20 protein-coding genes and 1 tRNA gene are annotated in these 23,758 nt (G+C 44.8%); 16 read left to right on the top strand and 5 right to left on the bottom strand.

Annotated features, from left to right (window positions below):
• The first annotated feature begins 191 nt into the window (after positions 1-191).
• The 10 genes from nudF (at position 192) to K5620_RS17485 (ending at position 11,386) form a co-directional block, all read left to right on the top strand.
• Positions 192-842: an ADP-ribose diphosphatase gene (gene nudF / locus K5620_RS17530; protein ID WP_016401660.1), complete on the top strand. Its 651-nt coding sequence runs from the start codon at positions 192-194 to the stop codon at positions 840-842.
• Positions 832-1,272: a DUF1249 domain-containing protein gene (locus K5620_RS17525; protein WP_040307140.1), complete on the top strand. Its 441-nt coding sequence runs from the start codon at positions 832-834 to the stop codon at positions 1,270-1,272. The genes nudF and K5620_RS17525 overlap by 11 nt, the downstream gene beginning before the upstream one ends.
• 20 nt (positions 1,273-1,292) lie before the next feature.
• Positions 1,293-2,117: a 3',5'-cyclic-AMP phosphodiesterase gene (gene cpdA, locus K5620_RS17520; protein ID WP_246612298.1), complete on the top strand. Its 825-nt coding sequence runs from the start codon at positions 1,293-1,295 to the stop codon at positions 2,115-2,117.
• Entirely contained in the window at positions 2,118-2,702 is a 585-nt protein-coding gene (gene yqiA, locus K5620_RS17515) for an esterase YqiA (protein ID WP_016401657.1), read from the top strand.
• Between the two features lie 11 nt (positions 2,703-2,713).
• Positions 2,714-4,606 (top strand): DNA topoisomerase IV subunit B, encoded by a 1,893-nt coding sequence (parE, locus tag K5620_RS17510; protein ID WP_016401656.1) that lies wholly within the window; start codon positions 2,714-2,716, stop codon positions 4,604-4,606.
• Between the two features lie 14 nt (positions 4,607-4,620).
• On the top strand, positions 4,621-7,023 hold the full coding sequence (locus tag K5620_RS17505) for a putative bifunctional diguanylate cyclase/phosphodiesterase (RefSeq protein ID WP_016401655.1): 2,403 nt from the start codon (positions 4,621-4,623) through the stop codon (positions 7,021-7,023).
• A 14-nt stretch (positions 7,024-7,037) separates the two neighbouring features.
• Positions 7,038-9,329, top strand: a complete 2,292-nt coding sequence (gene parC, locus K5620_RS17500; RefSeq protein ID WP_016401654.1) for a DNA topoisomerase IV subunit A — start codon at positions 7,038-7,040, stop codon at positions 9,327-9,329.
• A gap of 74 nt (positions 9,330-9,403) precedes the next feature.
• A complete protein-coding gene (locus K5620_RS17495; RefSeq protein WP_016401653.1) occupies positions 9,404-10,186 on the top strand; it encodes a 1-acylglycerol-3-phosphate O-acyltransferase in 783 nt (260 codons plus the stop codon).
• On the top strand, positions 10,183-10,554 hold the full coding sequence (rraB, locus tag K5620_RS17490) for a ribonuclease E inhibitor RraB (protein ID WP_016401652.1): 372 nt from the start codon (positions 10,183-10,185) through the stop codon (positions 10,552-10,554). The genes K5620_RS17495 and rraB overlap by 4 nt, the downstream gene beginning before the upstream one ends.
• A gap of 85 nt (positions 10,555-10,639) precedes the next feature.
• On the top strand, positions 10,640-11,386 hold the full coding sequence (locus tag K5620_RS17485) for a substrate-binding periplasmic protein (protein ID WP_016401651.1): 747 nt from the start codon (positions 10,640-10,642) through the stop codon (positions 11,384-11,386).
• A 175-nt stretch (positions 11,387-11,561) separates the two neighbouring features.
• Here the strand turns inward: K5620_RS17485 and K5620_RS17480 are convergent, their stop codons facing one another.
• The 4 genes from K5620_RS17480 to pepA form a co-directional block, all read right to left on the bottom strand.
• Entirely contained in the window at positions 11,562-12,263 is a 702-nt protein-coding gene (locus K5620_RS17480; RefSeq protein ID WP_016401650.1) for a DUF445 domain-containing protein, read from the bottom strand.
• A gap of 60 nt (positions 12,264-12,323) precedes the next feature.
• Entirely contained in the window at positions 12,324-15,197 is a 2,874-nt protein-coding gene (locus K5620_RS17475) for a valine--tRNA ligase (RefSeq protein WP_016401649.1), read from the bottom strand.
• A 14-nt stretch (positions 15,198-15,211) separates the two neighbouring features.
• Entirely contained in the window at positions 15,212-15,658 is a 447-nt protein-coding gene (locus K5620_RS17470) for a DNA polymerase III subunit chi (RefSeq protein WP_040307119.1), read from the bottom strand.
• 125 nt (positions 15,659-15,783) lie between these two features.
• Positions 15,784-17,292, bottom strand: a complete 1,509-nt coding sequence (gene pepA / locus K5620_RS17465) for a leucyl aminopeptidase (RefSeq protein WP_016401647.1) — start codon at positions 17,290-17,292, stop codon at positions 15,784-15,786.
• A 192-nt stretch (positions 17,293-17,484) separates the two neighbouring features.
• Between pepA and lptF the strand changes: the two genes are divergently transcribed.
• Positions 17,485-18,600, top strand: a complete 1,116-nt coding sequence (gene lptF / locus K5620_RS17460; RefSeq protein WP_016401646.1) for an LPS export ABC transporter permease LptF — start codon at positions 17,485-17,487, stop codon at positions 18,598-18,600.
• Positions 18,584-19,651 carry an LPS export ABC transporter permease LptG gene (lptG, locus tag K5620_RS17455; RefSeq protein ID WP_016401645.1) on the top strand — a complete coding sequence of 356 codons (1,068 nt, stop codon included), beginning with the start codon at positions 18,584-18,586 and terminating at the stop codon, positions 19,649-19,651. The genes lptF and lptG overlap by 17 nt, the downstream gene beginning before the upstream one ends.
• A 2-nt stretch (positions 19,652-19,653) precedes the next feature.
• On the opposite strand, the gene K5620_RS17450 is transcribed toward lptG, so the two are convergent.
• Positions 19,654-20,124 (bottom strand): RDD family protein, encoded by a 471-nt coding sequence (locus K5620_RS17450; RefSeq protein ID WP_016401644.1) that lies wholly within the window; start codon positions 20,122-20,124, stop codon positions 19,654-19,656.
• A gap of 208 nt (positions 20,125-20,332) precedes the next feature.
• Here K5620_RS17450 and K5620_RS17445 point away from each other — a divergent pair.
• The 4 genes from K5620_RS17445 to K5620_RS17430 all read left to right on the top strand — a co-directional run bounded on the left by K5620_RS17445 (position 20,333) and on the right by K5620_RS17430 (position 23,312).
• A tRNA-Leu gene (locus K5620_RS17445) sits at positions 20,333-20,419 on the top strand.
• Positions 20,420-20,653: 234 nt separating this feature from the next.
• Complete coding sequence (locus K5620_RS17440; protein ID WP_040307118.1) at positions 20,654-21,028, top strand: integrase arm-type DNA-binding domain-containing protein; 375 nt, start codon at positions 20,654-20,656, stop codon at positions 21,026-21,028.
• 394 nt (positions 21,029-21,422) lie between these two features.
• Entirely contained in the window at positions 21,423-21,695 is a 273-nt protein-coding gene (locus K5620_RS17435) for a glutathione S-transferase C-terminal domain-containing protein (RefSeq protein ID WP_016401642.1), read from the top strand.
• A gap of 252 nt (positions 21,696-21,947) precedes the next feature.
• Positions 21,948-23,312, top strand: coding sequence for a glycoside hydrolase family 30 protein (locus K5620_RS17430; RefSeq protein ID WP_016401641.1), 1,365 nt, complete (start codon positions 21,948-21,950; stop codon positions 23,310-23,312).
• The last annotated feature ends 446 nt before the right edge of the window (positions 23,313-23,758 follow it).

The following is a 23,758-nucleotide window of genomic DNA, read 5'->3' as shown; positions in this document are numbered from 1 at the left end:
ACTTTGTGTAGACTAAATCTTAATAGTTTAAAACTACCACAGTTTAATTAATGCTAGTCTATACCAGCTTTATTTCTAGAGTAAGACCTAGATAACAAAGAAAAAGCATAAATTTACGGTCAATCTTGTGTTTGATCAATAAGTTCTGACAATTTTTATACCAACCGTTACAAAAAGGAGTCTTGGTCAATATGACAAAGTTGCAAAATAGTAGTCAATTCTCTCATCAAGATGTGGAAATCAAAGATGTAGAAGATGTATATCAAGGCTTCTTCAAGATGCAGCGCTATACTCTGCGCCATCGTTTGTATCAAGGCGGTTGGAGTAACTGGATTCAGCGTGAAATGATGGACCGTGGTCACGCTGCCGGTATTTTGTTATTTGACCCTAAGCTAGATCAAGTGGTGTTGGTGGAGCAGTTTAGAATTGGCGCTATTGAAACTGGCGCTAGCCCTTGGTTACTGGAAATTGTTGCCGGCATGCTAGACAGCGGCCAACCACCTTTAGAGGTGGCAGTGCGCGAAGCCGAAGAAGAGGCGGGCTTAAGCGTAAATCGGGTATTTTCTTGCAACAGTTTTTTGCCGGGCGCTGGTGGCTTAAGTGAACGTATTCATTTGTACATAGGTGAAGTGGATGCCAGCCAAGCGGGCGGTGTTCATGGTCTAGATAAAGAAAACGAAGACATATTGGTTAAAGTGGTGAGTCGCGAGCAGGCCTTTGAGTGGGTGCAGCAAGGTATTATAGATAATGCAGCAGCGGTTATTGCTATTCAGTGGTTGCAGTTGAATTTGCAGAAGGTACGCCAGCAGTGGCAAAATGATGGCGATGGTGATGCCCAGTAATACTGGCCCCACCCGTTATCGGGTCAATCTCGACGAATTGATGCAGCTTTATGCTGCCAATTACAGCTTGATGACGCGTTTATTTCCAGGGCCACTTGAAGTGGGACAAGTTTTACGTTTGGTCCCCAAATTGGGTGAAGATTATTTACTGGAAAGCAAAGAACTTACTCGCTACACGGCGCTCTACGAGATAAGGCAAGCCAGTGCTCAAGCCTATAATTACCTACAGCCGCAGCTGTTGGTGCGTTTGTATCACGATGCACGGTTGGCGGAAGTGTGTGCTAGTCAGCAGATTTATAAGCTTAAACCAAGGTATGATTACCCGAATAAAAAGATGCATCATCAAGATGAAAAGCATCAAACAAATCAGTTTCTTAATGACTGGTTAGTATTTTGTTTAAAACAGCGGATTAAAGTTGAGTTTGCTTAAGCAAACTACAAGAAAAAATTGTGGCATTTAATAAATTAAACATAAACACAGCACCAGACGGAAGTGTGCACTTATTGCAGGTTACCGATACGCACTTGTTTGCCGATGAGCAAACTGGCTTGTTGGGGGTTAATACCAACGACAGTTTCAGTGCAGTCATAGAAAACATTAAAAGTGACAATATCCCCTTCGATTATATTCTTGCAACGGGTGACTTATCTCAAGATCACACCAAGCGCTCTTATCAACGTTTTGCTGAACGAATTGCCGAGTTAGAACGCCCTTGTGTCTGGTTACCGGGTAATCATGACATGCAAGAAAATATGCTGACACTTGAGCAGCACGGAGTGCTGGCTGCAAAGCAATTGGTGAGTGAGCATTGGCAAATCATTATGTTGGATACTCAGCTAGAAGGTGAGCCTCACGGAATAATGAGTCAACGCCAATTAGATAACCTAGCTGAAGCCTTGGCTGAGTATCCCGACAAACATGTGTTGATTGCTATGCACCACCAAGCGATTCCCGTGGGCAGCAAATGGTTAGATCAACACAACCTTAAAAATGCCGATGAGTTTTTTGCGGTTATTGCTGATTTTCCAAATGTTCGTGGGGTGATCTTTGGCCATGTTCATCAAAACTATGAGTTCCAGTTCGACGGCATTGCTTTTATCGCAACGCCCAGCACTTGTATTCAGTTTTTGCCTTTATCGGCTAATTTTGCCTTAGATCATCAGCAACCTGGTTGGCGTTACTTGCAATTAACAGCTGAAGGACGCATTGCTACTCGCTTGCGGCGTCTATCTGAGCGCAGTTTTCTTCCTGATCCTAAATCGAAAGGTTATTGAGTGGAGCCACCTTCAGTATTATTGTATTTACACGGATTTAATAGCTCTCCTAATTCGGCTAAAGCGCAAGCAATGGCCCAATACCTTGAACCATATCAAGCTCAAATTCAGCTGGTATGCCCGCAACTTGCTTGTTATCCCAACGATGCTTGGCAGCAGATTGAAGACATTCTCAATCAACACCGTGGCAAAAAGTTCGGTGTCGTGGGCAGCTCTTTGGGCGGCTTTTTAGCAACCCGAGTGGCTCAGCAAACTACAGCTAAAGCGGTGCTGGTTAATCCAGCAGTTAAACCCTATGAACTGCTAAAAGACTATTTAGGCGAGCAACAAAACCCTTATACTCAGCAGCATTATCAATTAGAGCAACAGCACATCGAGCAGTTAAAGCAATTAGAAGTAAGCCAATTAAGTTGTCAGCAGCGACTTTGGGTGATGCTACAAACCGCAGATGAAGTGCTGGACTTTAATTTAGCAGTCACAGAATATAAGGGAGCAACTTTCACCATTGAAGAAGGCGGCGACCACAGTTTTCAAGGATTTGAAAATCACTGTGCTGCCATTCTCGACTTTTTGGCACTTAGGTAACAATTTCTATCATGGCTGATCAATATAATTCAGACTCTATTGAAGTATTAAGTGGTTTAGACCCGGTTAAACGCCGCCCTGGCATGTATACCGATACCACTCGCCCCAACCACTTAGCCCAAGAAGTTATCGACAACAGTGTCGATGAAGCCTTAGCCGGCCATGCGCGTGCTATTACCGTTACCTTATTTGAAGACCAGTCCATCGAAGTTATTGATGATGGACGTGGTATGCCTACCGATGTTCACCCAGAGGAAAAGGTAAGCGGAGTAGAGCTTATTTTCACCCGATTACATGCTGGTGGTAAGTTTACTAACGACAACTACCAGTTCTCTGGTGGTTTGCATGGTGTGGGTATTTCCGTGGTGAATGCCTTGTCTTCAAGAGTGGAAGTTCAAGTGCGCCGCGATAGCCAGCTATTTGAAATGGCCTTTGAAAACGGCGATAAGGTTCAAGAATTAACGGTCACGGGTACGGTAGGCAAGCGCAATACCGGAACACGTGTACGTTTTTGGCCAACAGCCAGCTACTTTGATAGCCCGAAATTTTCAGTCTCTCGTTTACGTCATTTGCTCCGAGCTAAAGCGGTACTCTGTCCTGGCTTAAATATTAAGTTTGTCGACAAAGTTAACAAACAAAACGACGAGTGGTTTTTTGAAGACGGCCTAAAAGATTACTTAAGCCAATCATTTAAAGATTACATAAGCCTGCCAGAAGACCCTTTCACTGGTGCATTTTCGAGTAAAGACGAAGCAGTAGACTGGGCAGTAAGTTGGTTGCCAGAAGGTGGCGAAAGCATTACCGAAAGCTATGTAAACCTTATTCCCACTGCCCAAGGCGGTACTCATGTAAACGGCTTACGCCAAGGTTTACTTGATGCCATGCGTGAGTTCTGCGAGTTTCGCAATATCTTACCGCGAGGCTTAAAACTAACGCCTGATGATATATGGGATCGCTGTTGTTATGTCTTGTCGGTAAAAATGCAAGATCCGCAATTTGCCGGACAAACTAAAGAGCGATTATCTTCGCGCCAATCAGCAGCCTTTGTGTCAGGGATTGTTAAAGATGCCTTTAGTTTGTGGCTGAATACCCATACCGATCAAGCAGAGCTATTGGCCGAAGTGTTCATTAGTAATGCCCAGCGTCGACTTCGCTCAACTAAAAAGATTGCCCGTAAAAAGGTCACTTCTGGCCCGGCATTACCCGGCAAGCTCACCGATTGTACGAGTCAAGATCCGTTAACTGGCGAACTGTTTTTAGTGGAGGGTGATTCTGCGGGCGGTAGTGCTAAGCAGGCTCGAGAACGTGAGTTTCAGGCTGTTATGCCACTGCGCGGAAAAATCCTAAACACTTGGGAAGTTGATGCGACAGAAGTATTGGGTTCACAAGAAGTTCACGATATCTCAGTTGCTATTGGTATTGACCCAGACAGTAATGACTTAAGCGGATTACGTTACGGAAAAATCTGTATTTTGGCAGATGCTGACTCCGATGGCTTACACATTGCCACACTGTTGTGCGCCTTGTTTATGATGCACTTCCGACCATTGGTTGAGCAGGGGCATATTTACGTTGCTATGCCGCCTTTGTACCGAATTGATGTGGGTAAGGAAGTTTTCTATGCACTCGATGAAGATGAGAAGCAAGGCATACTAGATCGCATTGAGGCCGAGAAAAAACGCGGTAAAGTTAATGTACAGCGCTTTAAAGGTTTGGGTGAAATGAACCCTTTGCAACTGCGTGAAACCACCATGGATCCAAATACACGTCGCCTAGTTCAACTTACCGTTGAAGAGGAAGAAGCCACCGTGCAGCTAATGGACATGTTGTTGGCCAAGAAGCGCTCGGGCGATCGTAAACAGTGGCTAGAGACCAAAGGCGATATGGCCTCAGACTTGGTATAGGGAACAGATTGAGCATGCGCGATTTGCGATTAGGTTTAGCCAGTAAAGCACTGCTGCTGTTATGCGGTGTTTTGTTAGTGACCTTGGTGGGCTTAATCAGCTTCAACCATGACAACTTAAAAAGCTTTTTTCAGCTTGGCCGCGCGCAAGTTATCGACAACCAACAATACCAACTGCAAAAATACTATCGCGATGTGTTTGCGCGCTTACAAGGCGTAACCTCAAGCCAGTCTTATCGTTTTGATTCTTACCAACAAGAAAATCTCCCCGCGATATTCGATTCTTTCTGGCAAGACCTACGGGCTAATACCGAACTACCAGTGCGTAGCATTGCAGTGGTAGACCCTCTAGAGGGTTTAAAATACGAATTTGGTTACATTGCCCATAGCGAGAAAGCGCTAGAGTGGATGCTAAAAGATCCCGACGACGTGCAAGCAAAATGGATACTCGATTGTCCCTTAAGCTGTCGCATTATCATCGCAACTGACCTCGATAAAATGGAAGAGCAGGGCAGCTATCGAATTTTCTACAGTATTGATTCCTTACGATTGCTGGAGCTTTTCCCAGCAAGCCAAGGTAGCCATCACTTTTTAGTTGAGCTTAACGACGATAACAGCCTTGAATTACTTTACGCAGAGTCGGCTTTTCGTGAAATGGTTCAAGACTTATTAGTAGGTTTAAACGCTGAAAATATAATACATGGGGTGGAGCAGTTTAATACTGAGATGGGCCTTACCGAGCTGCATGCTTTTAAGGTAAATAATACCAGTCAGCAAAAACCTGTTTACTACGCCATTGTGAACGACATTAATACTCAGCTAAATCAGCTTAAGCGTGCGGACTACAACAACCTACTGTTTGGTATTGGCGCGTTGTTTTTTGCCGGCGCGATTGTTGTATTTGCATTGAGCCCATCACTTAGGCGGATCCGCCGCACCATTGATAACCTGCCGTTATTAGCTCGTTCGTCACATAACCTGTTCCGTCGAAACCTAGAAAGCAACAGCAAGCGTTTCTTACAAGATGAATCTGACGAGCTTAATCACACCTTAATTCGCCTTTCCTACCAGCTAGAAGCTTTGGAGCAGCAGCTTAAAAGCCGCGCCGAAGAACTAGAGTGGGTAGCCAATTACGACAACTTAACCGATTTACCTAACCGCCGTAAGTTTGAGCGAGTCATTACCCAAATGGTTAAAGAGAAGCGCTACGGCTGTTTGCTAATGGTGGATCTGGATAACTTCAAATATGTAAATGACATCAGTGGTCACGGCGCGGGTGATGAAATGCTGCGCCAAGTATCTTCTAGCTTGGAGCGCTTACTGCCAAACGATACTTTACTGGCGCGTATTAGTGGTGACGAGTTTGCAATCTATTTGGAAGGCACCAGCCTTGCCTATTCCGAAGTGGTGGCTCAGCGAATCATTAGCATGTTGGCGCAGGTGAGTGTACCAGGACATAACATTATTCATACCGCGTCGGCCTGTGTGGGCATCGTTGCCTTCCCTGAGCACGGCAACGGCTTTGAAGATTTAATGGCTAAGGCAGACATTTGTAACAACCAAGCAAAAGAGCTAGGTAAAAACTGCGTGGTTACCTTCCAAGCAGAAAACAGTGATACTGAACTGGCTAAAAAACATTACTGGTTAGACTTAGCACAAAATGCCATTGAGCGTGATCGCCTAGAGCTGCACTATCAGCCAATCATGAATAACAAGCTCAACAAGGTTGAACACTACGAAGTGCTATTGCGAGTGCGCGATGAAAATGAGCAATTGCATTCGCCTTATCAGCTTATTTTGGCTGCTGAGAAAAACGGTCAAATTGATAAAATTGATTTATGGGTAGTACAGCAAGCCCTGCAACAAATGGAAACAAACCTGCGTAACGGCTTTACCGATAAACTTGCAATTAACTTGTCGGCACGCTCTTTCTGTAGCGAAAAGGTGATTGCGCGCATTGCTCGCGAGTTTGTTAGCCGCAATATTGCTGGTGATATGATTATCTTCGAAATTACCGAAACCGCCGCGCTGCCAAACATGAAGCAAGCAGAAGAGCATATTCGTCGTCTTAAAGCTTTAGGCTGCGCCATCGCGCTGGACGACTTTGGTGTCGGCTATTCATCGTTCCATTCGCTGAAGCATTTGCCCTTTGATTATCTAAAAATCGACGGCTCATTTGTCCGCGAAATTCTTAATCAGAATGAAGACAAGGTATTTATTCAAGCCCTAGTTGATATTGCCAATCAACTTGGCCATAAAACAGTAGCCGAATTTGTAGAGTCGGAAGCATTAAACAACGAACTTATCAACTTGGGAGTGGATTACTCGCAAGGCTATTACATCGGTAAACCAGCTAGCGCACGCTATTTCTGGCAATTTGACAAAGCATCAGCAGTGCTAGCTTTGCAAGGAACATAAAAGGTTATTAAAGCATGAGTGATGCCAATGAACTCAGTTTAGAAGGCGTTGAACGCCTATCAATGAGTAACTTTACTGAGCAGGCGTATTTAAACTATTCCATGTACGTCATCATGGATCGCGCCTTACCGCATATTGGTGACGGCTTAAAACCGGTGCAACGACGCATTATTTACGCCATGTCGGAGCTAGGTTTATCGGCCAATGCGAAATACAAAAAGTCGGCACGTACCGTGGGTGACGTACTGGGTAAGTATCACCCACACGGTGATTCGGCCTGTTACGAAGCCATGGTATTAATGGCTCAGCCATTCTCCTATCGCCACCCTCTGGTGGATGGGCAAGGCAACTGGGGTGCTCCAGATGACCCGAAATCCTTCGCTGCAATGCGTTATACCGAAGCCAAGCTATCTAAGTTCTCAGAAGTATTGCTGAGCGAGTTAGGTCAGGGAACTTGTGATTGGATCCCTAACTTTGATGGCACAATGAATGAGCCTAAGACGCTGCCAGCGCGCTTACCACACATTCTACTAAATGGTGTTACCGGCATTGCGGTGGGCATGGCTACCGATATTCCGCCACATAATGTGAAAGAAGTCGCTAATGCTTGTGTGCATTTGTTGGATAACCCAAAAGCGCAACTTGAAGACTTACTAGAGCACGTTCAAGCACCTGATTACCCCACCGAAGCTGAGATTATCACGCCAGCCAAAGACATTCGTAAAATTTACGAAACTGGTCGTGGTTCGGTGAAGATGCGTGCAGTATTTCATACCGAAGATGGTGAAGTAGTTATTACGGCATTGCCACACCAAGTGTCTGGTGCCAAAGTCTTGGAGCAAGTCGCCGCGCAAATGCAGGCTAAAAAGCTGCCAATGGTGGTGGACTTACGTGATGAATCAGACCACGAAAATCCTACCCGCATCGTAGTGGTTCCGCGCTCAAACCGAGTAGATGTTGATCAGCTGATGAATCACCTGTTTGCTTCTACAGATCTGGAGCGTAATTACCGAGTTAACCTCAACATGCTGGGCTTAGATAATCGCCCACAAGTGAAAGGTTTAGTGCAAATATTAAGTGAGTGGTTGCGCTACCGCCGTGATGTAGTGCGCCGCCGCCTCCAGTATCGCCTTGATAAAGTGCTGGCACGCTTACATATTTTGGATGGCTTGTTGATTGCCTTCCTTAATATCGATGAAGTGATTGAAATAATTCGTACCGAAGATGAACCTAAAGCCGCCTTAATGGAACGCTTTGGTTTATCTAATAAACAAGCGGAAGCGATTCTTGAAATCAAGTTACGCCAACTTGCCAAACTTGAAGAAATTAAAATTCGCGGCGAACAAGCCGAACTTGCTGAAGAGCGCGATAAGCTTGAAAAGCTATTAGGCAGTGAGCGTCGCATGAGCACATTGCTTAAGAAAGAACTCATAGCCGATGCTGAAACCTATGGTGATGAGCGTCGTTCACCTTTAGTGGAACGCTCAGAAGCTAAAGCCTTAAGCGAAAAAGAACTCATGCCGAACGAAGCCATTACCGTGGTCTTATCGGAAAAAGGCTGGGCAAGAGCTGCTAAAGGTCACGAGGTAGATGCGCAAGGCCTAAGCTACAAAGCGGGCGATAGCTTCCTTGGCAGTGCTAGTGGGCGAAGTAACCAACAAGCGGTATTCTTTGATACCGCAGGGCGAAGTTACGCACTAGACTCACATACTCTGCCGTCTGCACGTAGTCAGGGCGAGCCTTTAACTGGGCGCTTTAATCCTGCACCTGGTGAAATGTTTAGCCATGTGGTGATGGCCGATGATGAACAGCGCTATTTAATTGCCTCGGATGCTGGTTATGGCTTTATTGGCAAATATGCCGACATGCTTAGCAAAAACAAAAATGGTAAGGCTTACCTAAATCTGCCAGCGGGCAGCAAGGTACTCGCGCCGATTGAAGTGCGCAGTTACGATACCGATAGCTGCTTAGCTATTTCCAACGAAGGGCGCATGTTAGTTTTCCCACTTACCAGCCTGCCAGAGCTGGCAAAAGGTAAAGGGAATAAACTAATAAGCATTCCAACGGCGCGGGTTAAGAATCGCGAAGAATACGTCACCCTGTTGCAAGTGGTGCCCGCCGATGCATCGGTCACCTTGTTTGCCGGTAAGCGCAAACTTACCCTAAAACCAAGCGATTTAGATCACTACCGTGGCGAGCGAGGTCGTCGTGGTAATAAACTGCCGCGCGGTTTGCAACGTGTTGATGGCATTGAAATTGAGGCCACTGCCTTAGAAAATGACGAGCCAACAACAGATGACGCTTAGATTAAGTTTTTCAGCTTACACTTGTTCACCTAAATGACAGCGCGTATACTGCGGGCTGTTTTAATGGGGGTGCCATGTTAGCCGTAATTCGAATTTTGTTTATTGCCTTGGTAATGCTGACGGCATTTCCGTTTGTGATTTTGTACTGTTTAACGCGACCTCGCCATCCCGACTTAGTGCATCAAATTGGTGTACTTATCGCAAAATGTGGTCGCTTTGTGGGTATTGAAGTGGAGCTTAGATATTTAAGCGACGATATTCCCGATAAAGCAGTGTGGATCGCCAACCATCAAAACAGCTACGATATGTTCACCTTACCTTTTGCTTTGCGCAAAGGTGTGGTGTCGATAGGCAAAAAGAGTTTGGCTAAAATTCCATTTTTTGGCCAAATTTACTGGATCACCGGTAACATTCTTATTGACCGTGATCGCCGAAGTAAAGCCGCTGATACGATTAAACAAGCCGCCGAAGCCATCGATAAACGCCATCTTTCGGTATGGATGTTCCCAGAGGGGACACGTAGCTACGGTCGCGGTTTACAAGCCTTTAAAACCGGCGCTTTTCATCTTGCCATGCAAGCTAAGGTACCAATGTTACCGATTTGCTGCTCGTCTACTCACGGCCAAGTAAAGCTGAACCGTTGGAATAACGGTAAAGTGATTGTAGAAGTGGGCAAGCCACTAGATGTGAGCCAATGGAAAGACAATTTACGTGCCGAAATTAGCCAGTTGCACGATACTATGGAACAACGCATCTATGAGCTGACCATGGAAGCGCGTGGCGAAGCCGCCGATTACCAAGAAGTTCATAAAAAACAAGTCGATTTAAATCAAGCCGCGGTGGGAGAGCAAGCATGAGCATGCAGCAAATTATCAGTGATTGGCAAGAAGAAACCGATCTGATTATTCAAGAGTTGTTGGCCGATGGCAGCGATCCTGACGCCGAATATACCATTGAGCATCACATTGCTAGTAAAGACTTTAAAGTGCTTGAAAAAGCTGCTGTAGACGTTTTTAAAGCAGGTTTTGAAGTAAGTGATGCCGAAGAAGCTGAATTAGAAGATGGCGGAAAAGTATGGTGTTTCGACGTGATTGTTGAAGCCTCTCTTGAAGCCGATGGGATTAAAGAAGATATAGAAACCCTAGCCAAAATCGCTGACAAACATAAAGTGATTTACGATGGTTGGGGCACCTACTTCGAATCGGGTGAAGCAGACGAGCAATAAGCTTTAACTATTCATTATTAAAAGGCGCATTTAGCGCCTTTTTTTTTGACTACACTATTAACAACATAAGCCTAAAGGACTAGCTGTGACTTTGTTGCGCATTTTTCTGTGTTTGCTGCTTAGCTACCCAGCGTGGGCACAACAAACCCTCACTACCGCAAATGCGCATTGGCCGCCATGGCGAACCATTGAATCCGACGGTAGCTTGACTGGGATAGAAATAGAGCTGCTTAAGGTTTTAAGTGCGCGTCTGGATTTACAATTACATACCAAAGGGTGTGGCTGGAAGCGTTGCTTAAAGCACATGCTGATGGGCGAAAGCGACGTAATGACCGGGCTTTATAGAAATGCTGAGCGCGAACAGTATATGACGTTTGTGGAGCCTGCTTATCGAAGCTTTCAAAGTAATTGTTTTTACTTGAAGCGTGACAGCCAATTTGATCTAAATAGCTATCAAGATTTGTACTCCTTGACTATCGCGGTACAAAGCAAGGTGGCTTACTTCAAGCGTTTCGACCAAGACCAAGGGCTGAGCAAACATGAAGTCATTGATGACCTGTCAGCGTTTCGTTTACTCAAAGGTCAGCGAGTTGATGCCGTGGTGATGTCTTGCGTGGAGGGGGATTATTTCTTAAAAGAGCAGGGCATTGCTTCATGGTTTAAACATGCTGATTATCGCCAGCAAACACAGCGCCCTGTTTATTTGGCTATCTCAAAGCTGTCACCCTTAGTTGAGCGTGAGCAAGAAATCTCAAACTTACTACAAGCGATGTTAGATAGCGGAGAGATAGACGCCTTGATAGCAGGAAAACAGCTAGCTGGCAGCAACTAGCTGGATGTTACACCAATCGTACTAAGTAACTGTTCATTCTATCTGGTTAAAATACTCGATAACTGCGTTAGAATTTTTGAGTAGAGTAACTACTTGTCGAAAAATCCGCCCTTATTCTCGAGTATTTTTCCTGCGTTGTTTCTGGTCACTTACTTAGGGTGATTGCTATTACAATTTACACTAAGCCATGTATTAGGCCAAACACTCCACCAAAAACACCGCCCCAAACGACCAGCCAGCCTAGGTGCTTGCGAATCATCTCTTGGATGATTTGTTTAACCAATTGCGGAGTGAGCTCAGCAAGCCGCTGCTCGATGATTAAGGTGATTTTTTGCTGCACATCGCCTAGGTGTTCAGGTTGCTCTAATTCTTCTCTGAGTGCTTCGCTAAACTGCTCATCTTGGCTAATTTCAATCACTGCATCTTTAAGTTTTTCTACAAAAGGCTGCTCAAGTGGAGTGAGTGCCTCTTTGCCACCAACCATCGCTAGCATTCCGCTAAAAGATGAGTTTTCGATAGTATCTACCAAAGCATGATAAGCGGGGCTAAAGTCAGTTTTATCAATTACTGGGCGCAGGTTTAATTGTACCGCTTTTCCACTCGCATCAGAAAGAAAACGGTCGATGTTTTCTGCAGTAAAAAATTGGGTCAACATTAACTGCTTGATGCCGTCTTTAAAGTCGTCAAAGCGCGCCGGAATAACCCCAGAGCCATATAAACCGGGCACTTTTTCAAACAACATATGCACCGCTATCCAATTGGTAAATGCGCCGGATAGAGCAAACAAACCAATCGAGAAGATTAAGTCATTGGCAGTAAAATAGCCTCCAGCTACCAGTAGTAAAGTGGCTAAGTTAGTGAGTAAACTCTTGTTCATTGTTTATCCTTTCACAAATAAAAAAGTCCTCCACTGGAGGACTTTGTCATAAGTTGCAAACTAAAGGGCGGCGATGGTCTCTTGCTGGGCTACCAACTTAGCCTTAGCACTTTCCATTTCGTCTAGTTTGGCACGTTCTTTAGCAATAACTTGTTCAGGTGCATTGGCGACAAACTTTTGATTTGATAGCTTGCCAGACACTTTTGCTAGCTCTTTTTCTAGTTTCTCAAGTTGCTTGCCAATACGCGCTAGCTCTGCATCTTTATCGATTAGGCCAGCCATAGGAATAAGTATCTCCATGTCGCCTAAAATAGCCGTTGCTGAGGCCGGAGCCGCTTCGCCTTCTGCCAATGCGGTGGTGCTTTCTAGTTTAGCTAGAGAAGCCAAGAACGGTGCATTATCGTTTAAGCGGCGCAAGTCTTCGCTAGAGGCGTTTTTCAATAGAACGTTAAGCGGTTTGTTAGGGCTAATGTCCATCTCACCGCGAATATTTCGAATCGCTAAAATAAACTGCTTAAGCCACTCTAAATCGGCTACAGCGGCTTCATCGATGCGTGAGGCATCAAACTCTGGAATGCTTTGCAGCATAATGCTATCACTGGCCTGTGCTTTACCGGCCAATGGCGCAACTTGACGCCAAATAGTTTCAGTAATGTAAGGCGTGATTGGGTGCATTAAACGCAGTAAGCTTTCTAAAATGTTTAGCAAGGTATAGCGAGTACCACGTTGCTGCACTTCGTTGCCTTTAAACAGCACTGGCTTAGTTAGTTCTAAGTACCAACCACAGAACTGGTTCCAGGTGAATTCGTAAATTAGCTGGGCAGCAATGTCGAAGCGGTAAGTATCTAATGCTTCACGGTAAGCTTTGATGGTTTGCTGATATTGGCCTTCGATCCAGCGGTCTGCTAGAGAAAATTCCATTTCGCCGCCCTGCTCTTGTGAAGAGAGGCCGCAATCTTGCTCTTCGGTATTCATTAATACGTAGCGGCTGGCATTCCATAACTTGTTACAGAAGTTTCGGTAACCTTCAAGGCGGTTCATGTCCCAGTTAATATCACGACCGGTGGTCGCCATAGCGGCTAGGGTGAAACGTAAGGCGTCGGTACCGTGGGCTTCAATGCCGTTTTCGAAAGTTTTACGGGTATCTTTTTCGATTTTTTTGGCCAGTTGAGGCTGCATCATGTTGCCACAACGCTTAGTCACTAGGCTTTCTAAATCGATACCGTCGATCATGTCTAGAGGGTCAAGTACGTTGCCTTTAGACTTCGACATCTTGTCGCCATTTTCATCACGAATAAGCCCCGTTACGTATACCGTTTTAAAAGGTACTTGAGGCTTGTTGTTTTCGTCTTTGATGAAGTACATGGTCATCATGATCATTCTGGCTACCCAGAAGAAGATGATGTCAAAACCGGTTACCAATACATCGCTTGGGTGGAAAGTAGCAAGGTTTGGCGTTTTCTCTGGCCAACCTTGAGTCGCAAATGTCCATAAACCTGAAGAGAACCATGTATCTAGTACGTCGTCGTCTTGGCGTAGATTTACTTCGTCACCTAAGCCGTGTTTGCTACGCACTTCTGCTTCGTTACGACCAACATACACTTTGCCGTTTTCATCGTACCAAGCGGGAATGCGGTGGCCCCACCAAAGTTGGCGTGAAATACACCAATCTTGAATGTCTCGCATCCATGAGAAGTACATGTTCTCGTATTGTTGTGGTACAAATTTGATGTCGCCATTTTCTACCGCTTCGGTCGCAGTTTTAGCAAGCGGCGCGGCACGTACATACCATTGGTCGGTAAGCATTGGCTCGATCACTACGCCGCCTCGGTCACCGTAAGGTACAGTGTTGTTGTGGTCGGCTACTTCTTGTAACAGGCCTAACTCGTCAAACTTGGCCACAATGGCTTTACGCGCTGCAAAGCGCTCTAAACCTTGGAACTCTGCCGGAATATCCGTTGAATAAACTTCTGATGGCTCACCATTGCTAGTGAATACTTCGGCTGCGTCACGAATGTCTGCATTCAAGGTAAGAATGTTGATCATTGGAAGTTTGTGGCGCTTGCCAACTTCACAGTCATTAAAGTCGTGAGCGGGAGTGATTTTTACACAACCAGTACCTTTTTCCATATCGGCGTGTTCGTCGCCTACGATAGGAATACGGCGACCGACTAATGGTAGCTCGATGAACTTGCCAATAAGGGCGTTGTAGCGAGGATCTTCTGGGTTAACCGCAACACCAGTATCACCTAACATGGTTTCTGGACGGGTAGTGGCAACCACCAAATAATCTTTACCTTCACTGGTGGTTTCACCATCGGCTAGCGGGTAGCGCAAGTGCCACATGTGGCCTTTCTTTTCTTTGTTTTCAACTTCAAGATCAGAAATAGCTGTGTGTAGTTTTGGATCCCAGTTAACTAGGCGCTTACCGCGGTAGATAAGATCGTCTTCGTAAAGGCGTACAAAGGCTTCTTCTACGGCTTTAGACATGCCGTCGTCCATGGTGAAGCGCTCGCGCTCCCAATCGACCGAGGCACCTAAACGGCGTAGCTGCTTAGTAATTGTGCCGCCAGATTCTGCTTTCCAATCCCAAATTTTGTCGATGAAAGCCTCACGACCATAGTCATGTTTGGTTTTGTCTTCTTCAGCGGCAATTTTACGCTCTACCACCATTTGGGTTGCAATGCCGGCGTGGTCAGTACCCACTTGCCACAAGGTGTTTTTACCTTGCATGCGTTGGTAGCGGATCAAGGTATCCATAATGGTGTCTTGAAACGCATGTCCCATATGCAAGCTGCCAGTGACGTTTGGCGGTGGGATCATAATGCTGTAGGCCTCTTTAGTGGTATCGCCATGCGGCTTAAAGTGGCCTTGTTGTTCCCATTCTTGATATAGCGCTTGTTCAATTGCGCTTGGGTTGTAGGTCTTTTCCATTGGATGTACTGACTCTATATAATTTCTGGGTTTGTGTACGCTGCGGTGTCTAATTGTAGACCCTGTTGGCGATACACTCGATAACGTTCTCTAGCCGCAGCCTTGCCGGTTTCATCTGCTGGCACAAAATCGATAATATGTTGAAAATTTCTAGCAAAATCTGGTGCCGTTTCAGTGAGGTTCACTAAACACTGGCGACGTTGCCTAGGTGCCTGCCACGATATTTCGACAGGCGCCCCTCCTTGGGGGCCTTCACCACTGAGATTGTGCGGCACAAATTGCTCGGCTTCAAATTGCCAAAGCACTTCGTCAATCCGCTCTGCATGCTGCTTGGAAGAGGTATACACCTGTATGCGCTCCCCGTTTCGATAGTATTGTGCAAGCACATCGCACACTATTTTATCGAACGCTTCGCTGTCAGTGATGACAGAATCGGGCATGATATAAAATTTCGCTTTCATACGCTAGAGACTACTTGTTTGAAATATGCACGGCAATGCTTAGTTTTAGGCCTTTGAGCAAGAAATTTTGCCCTGAAAAGAAAAGAGGGAGCAAATGCTCCCTTCTAGTAAATAAGCGTATTGGCTTATTCTTCTATTTCTTGATCAGTTTTGCTAATTAAGAATTGAGTAAGCAATGGCACTGGGCGACCTGTTGCGCCTTTTTCGCCGCCGCTCTTCCAAGCTGTACCGGCAATATCTAGGTGAGCCCAGTTGTACTTTTTAGTAAAGCGCGACAAGAAACAAGCTGCAGTAATAGAGCCTGCGGTTTTACCACCAATATTGGCCATGTCGGCAAAGTTACTGTTTAGCTGCTCTTGATACTCTTCACCTAAAGGTAGTCGCCAGGTTTTATCACCACTTTGCTCGGCACAGTTAAGTAAGTCGTGTGCAAGTGGGTTGTGTGGCGTCATTAAACCAGTGGTGTGATGGCCTAGCGCAATGACACAGGCACCGGTTAGGGTGGCTACATCAATCACTAGCTCAGGCTCGTAACGCTCTACATAGGTAAGCACGTCACACAATACCATGCGGCCTTCAGCGTCGGTATTTAGTACTTCTACAGTAATGCCCGACATAGTGGTGATAACATCACCTGGGCGATAGGCGTTGCCGCCAGGCATGTTTTCACAACCGGCAAGAATGCCGGTAACTTTAAGCGGTAACTGTAATTCGGCCAGCGCTTTCATGGTGCCATAAACACCTGCAGCACCGCCCATGTCGTATTTCATTTCATCCATGCCTGCGCCTGGTTTTAGTGAAATACCACCTGAGTCAAAAGTAAGCCCTTTACCCACCAATACAATTGGTTTTTGATCTTCGCAGCCTGGTGCACAGTACTCAATCACACTCATGATTGATTCGTTATCTGAACCACGACCTACAGCCAAGTATGAGTCCATTTTAAGTGCCGCCATTTGCGCTTCACCTAAGGTGGTTACTTTTACGTTGTCGTAGTTGCTTTGTAACTCTTTAGCTTGTTCGGCTAAATAAGCTGGGTTACAAATGTTCGGCGGCAAGTTGGCTAGATCTTTAGCGTGTTTAACCCCTTGAGCAACTGCTAAACCGTGTTGAACGGCACTTTCACCAATGGTTAGCTCACGGCGGGTAGGCACATTAAATACAATTTTACGCAGTGGGCGACGGGTTTCTTCGCGATTGCTTTTCAGCATATCAAAGCTGTAGAGCGTTTCTTGAGTGGTTTCTACCGCTTGGCGAACTTTCCAATAGGTATTGCGAGACTTAACATGCAACTCAGGTAAGAAACATACCGCTTCCATAGAACCCGTTTCGTTTAGGGTGTTAATGGTTTTAGTAATGATTTGGCGGTACTGACGCTCGTTTAGTTCGCGCTCTTTACCACAGCCAACTAATAATACGCGCTCGCTTAATACGTTAGGTACATGATGCAACAACAGTACTTGGCCAGCTTTGCCTTCTAAATCACCGCGACGTAATAAGGCGCTAATATAGCCATCGCTAATTTTGTCGAGTTGTTCGGCAACGGGCGATAAACGACGTGGTTCGTACACACCTACAACTATACACGCACTACGTTGCTTCTCCGGGCTACCGCTTTTTACGCTAAACTCCATGAATACTCCTACAATCTCCAAAACTGGGTTAAGATAGCTAACCTGCTAGAACGGGTGGCCGATTCTATCTACTGTTTAAATAAATATGAGCTATACAGGCACATATTGCTATGTGAAACTGTAAAAAATAGAAAGTTTATCTGAATTTTTTGCTATTACCAGCAAAGTTCTATGTTTGAAGTGAATGACTGAGTGCTAATATTCCGTTACTTATTTAGAGAAACAGCAAAAACCCAACTGGCGGTGTTGGCTGTTTTATTATTGATTTTTACCTCGCAAAAGTTTGTTCGAGTCTTATCTCAAGCTGCTGAAGGCAACGTTGCGGGTGAAATTATCGCCAAAGTCATGTTATTGAACATGCCTGCCTTTTTGATTCTTATCCTGCCAATAAGTATGTTTATCGGCGTTTTGGTGGCTCATGGCCGTTTATACGCAGACAGTGAAATGGTGGTGCTGCAAGCCTGTGGTTATAGTACCGCCCAGTTGCTGCGCGATACTATGGTGCTGGGTTTGCTGTCTACTGCGGCCGCAGGTTTTAACACCTTGTATTTAAGCCCATATACCAACGAGTTAGAGCAACAGCTATTTGACCAAATGGATGCTGAAGCTGGCATATCGGTGTTGGTTCAAGGGCGCTTTGAGTCTTTGGGCGGCGGGGTGGTGACCTTTGTGGAGCAAATTGAAAACAAAGGCCAACATCTTGAAAAAGTATTTGTAGCGCATACGCCTTCCGAGGGCAGCGATACTCGCCCCTCTGTGGTAATGGCAGAAGAAGGTGGCATTGAGCGACGAACCGATGGCTCTCAATGGATGGTGCTAAGTAATGGTAAACGTTATGAGCAAGCACCAGAGGAACTGGATTACAGCATCCTACACTTCGAACGTTATCGAGTGTATTTACGTGAGCAAGAAGGTAACCAATCGCAGCGCCGCTTGTGGTCTTTACCCACAAAACAGTTAATTGGCTCTGAGGATCTAACCCAAATTGCTGAGTTGCAATGGCGTATTTCTCTGCCGCTTACAATTCCTATTTTAACCCTAATGGTAGTGCCTTTAGCGGCAGTTAATCCACGCCAAGGCCGTTACGCCAAATTACTGCCTGCTATTTTGTTGTACCTAAGTTATTACCTGATGCTGAGCGCTGCAAGAAGTGCGCTGGAAGAAGGTAAAATACCGCCAGAAGTGGGCTTGTGGTCGGTACATGCCTTAATGTTGTTTATTTCACTCAGCTATTTGTTTATACGCAGTGAGTATTATTTGAAAGTTCGCGGAAAAGTTAAAGGGAAGGCCTGTGTTTCGGATTCTTGATTGGTATATAGGCCGCACCATCATCATGTCTAGCTTGCTAGTACTGGTTACTTTGCAAAGCTTGAGCATGATCGTGAAATTTGTCGAACAGCTGGGCAGCGTAGGACAAGGCGATTACCAAATTGCCGACGCTCTTTGGTATGTATTGCTTAGTGTGCCTCGCGAGCTTGAAATTTTCTTTCCCATGGCGGCGCTGCTTGGCTCGTTGATTGGCTTAGGATCTTTAGCTAGCACTAGTGAATTAGTGGTCATGCAAAGCTCAGGTTTATCACGGTTTAATATTGCGGTAGCAGTTCTAAAAACTGCAGTACCAATGATGATTGTGATGATGTTGTTAGGTGAATACGTGGCTCCTCGCGCAGACATGGCCGCTAAAGAGTTGCGCTCAAGTAAAATGTCGGGCGGAGCCATGGTTGCTGTGCAGCGTGGTGTGTGGGCAAAAGATGGTGAAAGCTTTGTAAATATTGGCGAAGTACAAGAGAGTAAAGAGCTATTTAACATCACCATTTATCGCTTTAATGATGATGCAGAGTTGTACCAGCAGGTTGAAGGTGACCAGGCTGTATATGATACCAACCGGTGGTTGATTAAAGACGCCAAAGTTATCGACTTTAGTGATGATGGGGTTATCGAGACTCGCTATGAGAACTACCCTTGGAGCAGCACCTTAACTCCCGATAAACTGAGTGTAGTAACCGTTAAACCTCACGATCTGTCTATCTCTGGCATGTACTCTTACATTGGCTACTTAAAGCAAAACCGCCAAGATCCAGCACGGTACGAGCTAGCATTGGCGCGTAAGTTAATGATGCCGATACTCACCGGTATTATGATGCTATTGGCTTTGTCGTTTGTATTTGGCCCACTGCGTAGCTCGAGTATGGGAGCAAAAATCATGTTGGGTGTGGTGGCTGGCTTTAGCTATTACATCTTAGATCAGGTGCTTGGTTCAATGAGCTTAGTTTACGGGGTGCATCCTTACATTAGTGCTTCAATACCTAGTGTACTCGTACTAGGTATTGCGTTCTTTTTGATTAATCGTAGAACCTAGCGTTACTTTTTAGGCAAGGTCACCACTTGGCATCTGCCCCAAATATCTTGGAAAGCAGTGTTGTCTTTGGTGACTATTACCATCAAATTTCCTACCCCAAGTGCCGAAGTAAATAAACGAATAAGTGCTTGGGTGTAAGAAATGTTCGAGCCGTCTTTATTTTGCACCCGTAAACGCCAAGCTCGCATTCCAATGGTTTGGCCATGGTTATGCCAAAACCAAATATAAAACATGATTATGCTGCCCCAAATTAAGCCCTGAAACCAAATTTGACCAACTAGGTAGGTAGAGTGCTCAACCCCTTCGGGGAGCGTAATAAGCCCTATGCTGGTACCTATGGCTACTGCAGCTAAACCAAGCATGGTGGCTACCATGCCTATAGCAATGGCCATTAAAGCATCGTAAATATAAGCCCCTAAACGACGAAAGAAACCTGCGGTTGGCAGTGAAGTGGTGGCGCTAGCGTTAGCCATGGTTTTGTTGCCTCTAAGAAATTTCTTGTATGGTAGCAAATCTGCGCTGGCTGAGAATTAATCTGAGCAGCAAAATCATCGACTTTCTTTCACTAATAGGCTGCTAGCACAATTCTTAAACACTTAGTGGGCTTTAAAACAAAAAGCGCTTGCCAATCTAAAAACGCAGCTTATAATGCCAATCACTCGCCAAGGCGGGTAAACAAATGCCAGAGTGATGAAATTGGTAGACATAGGGGATTCAAAATCCCCCGCTAGTGATAGCGTGCCGGTTCAAGTCCGGCCTCTGGTACCAAATTAGAAAAAGCCGTCCTAGTGACGGCTTTTTTGCGTTTTAAAATCAACGTTTACCTCCGTTATTAGTCCCGAGACGTTTTTGTCGTCTTGTTAAATCCAGATCTTTATGTAATCCCTGATAAATTCCAAGTAACCCCATGTCAATGGAGACTTGAACGAATGGCCAGAACAGCTGTACCCCCTAACTAACACTCAAGCTAAGCAAGCCAAAGCCAAGCAGTAAGAGTATTCCTTGGCGGACGGAGGTGGTTTGCCATTGCGAATACGACCCAATGGCAGTAAATGGTGGTTTTTTGATTATGTTGCACCAGTCAGTGGCAAACGCTTTAAAATTAGTTTTGGTCAGTATCCCGAAGTTTCACTTGCAGATGCCCGCCGGAAAGTAGCGGAAGAAAGAGCATTGGCGGCAGCAGGGGGAGATCCTAAAGTTCATAGTCAACATATGAGAAAAGAAGCAGAACAGGAATATAACCACACTCTAAAGGTGGTTGCTAAACACTGGTTTGAACGTTGGAAGCAGCAAAAACGCATTGGAGAGCTTACGGCTAACAAAGCGTGGCGCTTATTAGAGTTACATGTATTCACAATACTCATAATCCTTCTATAGATATACACTAGCTCCCCGAATTGATTCTCAACGTTATGAGTTCAATTACGCGTCATCAACCTATCCAATTTCTGCAATTGAATTTCACTTTTCCTCCATTAATCACTATTTGACGCACAGCTAACATCAATCTACTTTTTATTTTTTTTAATTGAGTGCCATTTGAAAAAAAAAGTGAAAGTCAAAGGTGATGGGCTCAGCCTCTTACAGAGCTCTATTGTTTGAGTTGGGCAAACTGCACTAGGTAAATAATTAAATAAAATCAGTATGTTGATTACTGTTGTTAAAGTGAGAATCGTGAAAAGTGTACTAATTAACAGACGGTAAACGGGTATTTGAAGTATTAGTGGAGCTCAAGCAAAGGTTGGCAAAGAAGCAATAGTTAGTTGGGGATATGCTTAGCGAAACTGATATTCGCACCTTTGTAACGTTAATACGTTTCGATGTCGCCTATTACGGCCTCTTTAAAACTAATCGCAAACAAGTTGTCGATTACCCCGAGTTATCAGCATACATGCAGCGAATATCAGCCATACCTGGTGTGGCTGAGGCGGTGAGTATCGACCATATTACTCGCGAATATTATTCGATTAAGGCTTTAAATCCTTCTGGTGTGCGGCCAATAGGGCCTGCGCATATTGATCGCATGATAGGGGCTTTAGGCTAGTGTTATTGCTTAAACTGAGCAGCATTTACATATTTTCATTTTGTAAGCGCTTCCTTTTTGTTGTAACCAAAATACAGGGGGTAATATAAAAACATACTCATGAATTCTCTATGTATTCCTTAATTTAAATGGATTTTTGGGTGATTTTTCTTTCTTTTTGGTTTTCTTATTTTGTGATTTAGGTAGATTGAAAAAGAAAGCGCTTTCATTGTAACCTGTGCACAATTTAGATAAACAAAGTTGAGTGAGTAAATGAAAGCAACACATTATAGAACACTTGAGCGCACCGGTGAGCGATGGGCAGAAAAAGCGGCAGTGCAATTTAAGCCTCTTTATAAAGTGCAGCAATCGATGATTGCGGTTAACTCGGAAGAAAAATTTCAAAGCCATATCGGCTTCGGTGGCGCGTTTACTGAAGCCGCTGCTAGTATTTTTCACGAGATGCCAGAAGCCTTACAAGAGGAATTTATTAAGGCCTATTTTGATAAAGAACAGGGCTTGGGTTACGTATTAGGGCGAGTGGCTATTCATTCCTGCGACTTTGCCTTAGGCAACTATACCTATATCGAAGAAGGGGATAGTGAGCTTAATAGCTTTGATATTTCTCACGAAGAGCAATGGGTTATTCCCATGATTAAGAGGGCGGCTGAACAGGCTGGTGAGCCGATCACTATGTTGGCATCGCCTTGGAGTCCGCCGGCATTTATGAAATCTAACGGTGAAATGAATTACGGAGGAAAACTGTTGGCCGAATATCAGCAGTCTTGGGCGAATTATTACACCAAATTCATCGAGCAAATGGAGCTGCGTGGCGTACCTATTTGGGGCATTAGTATTCAAAATGAGCCAGAAGCCGACCAAATCTGGGACTCATGTTTTTATACCGCAGAGGAAGAGCGCGATTTTATAAAAGATTACCTAGGCCCAACTATGCATGCTGCAGGCTACCAAGATAAAGCGATTGTCATTTGGGATCATAATCGTGATGTTATGGTTCAGCGAACAGCCATTGTATTAAGTGACCCAGAGGCCGCTAAATATGTATGGGGCGTGGGTAATCATTGGTATGTGAGTGAAGATTTCGAAAACCTTTCTATGGTGCATCACCTTTACCCAGATACTCATATTATCTTTACCGAAGGTTGTGTGGAGCTAACCGATACCTCAGTAGATAAGAATGACAAAAGTGGCTACTTAGGCGCTTGGGGTAATGGTGAGCGTTATGGCAGAAACATAATTGGAGATTTTAATAATTATTCTGAAGGTTGGATTGACTGGAATTTGTTGTTAAATGAACAGGGTGGTCCAAATCACGTAGAGAACTTCTGCGAGGCTCCCATTATGTATAATCGCCAGGCTAAATCACTGATTTATAATAACTCATACTACTACATTGGCCATTTATCTCGCTATGTTGAGATTGGCGCTAGGCGAATTAAAACTCAAGTGATCGGCGAAAATTTGCATGCGGTGAGTTTTGAAAATGGCAATGGAGATCGAGTCGTCGTAGTACAAAATGAAGGGCATGTGGCCAAGCTTACTTTGGTGGTGGATGGCTTAGGTGCGGAGCTGTCTTTAGCGAATAACTCGATCAGTACTTTTGTTTTGAAGGAATAATTACTGGTTAACCTTTTGATCTTTGTTTTGGTAACCATCCTGATACAAGTTGACGCTTGATTGGATAAAAAGCTCGATGTCTCTCATCGAGCGATTAATATTTTGGTACATCGTAAGGTCTACACACATTGTAAAACTAGACTGATTCCGCGACCAATAACCTGGCCTCATTTAAGTCCTTGGGATCACTTAGCAAGTACGCTACCAGTATTGTCCATGCCAGTACGTTCTGCTGACAGCCAGCTCACTTTTACTAATGCAAGGTTTGCTTGTTTCGGTATTTATTAGTAAGCGCTTTCTATTTATCTGTCTCGTCAATACACGTTTCCCTTTCTTTTCTATCCTCAGGGGAAGGAAGTAATTTTTACTTTAAGTGATTGTTAAATGTGAGTTTGTACGCATATATGCATAGAACTTAGGCTGGGGTTAATTGTATGGTTTTAAGC

It is taken from the genome of Agarivorans albus (assembly GCF_019670105.1).
Taxonomy (GTDB): Bacteria; Pseudomonadota; Gammaproteobacteria; order Enterobacterales; family Celerinatantimonadaceae; genus Agarivorans; species Agarivorans albus.
This window is presented reverse-complemented; position numbering and strand designations above follow the sequence as displayed.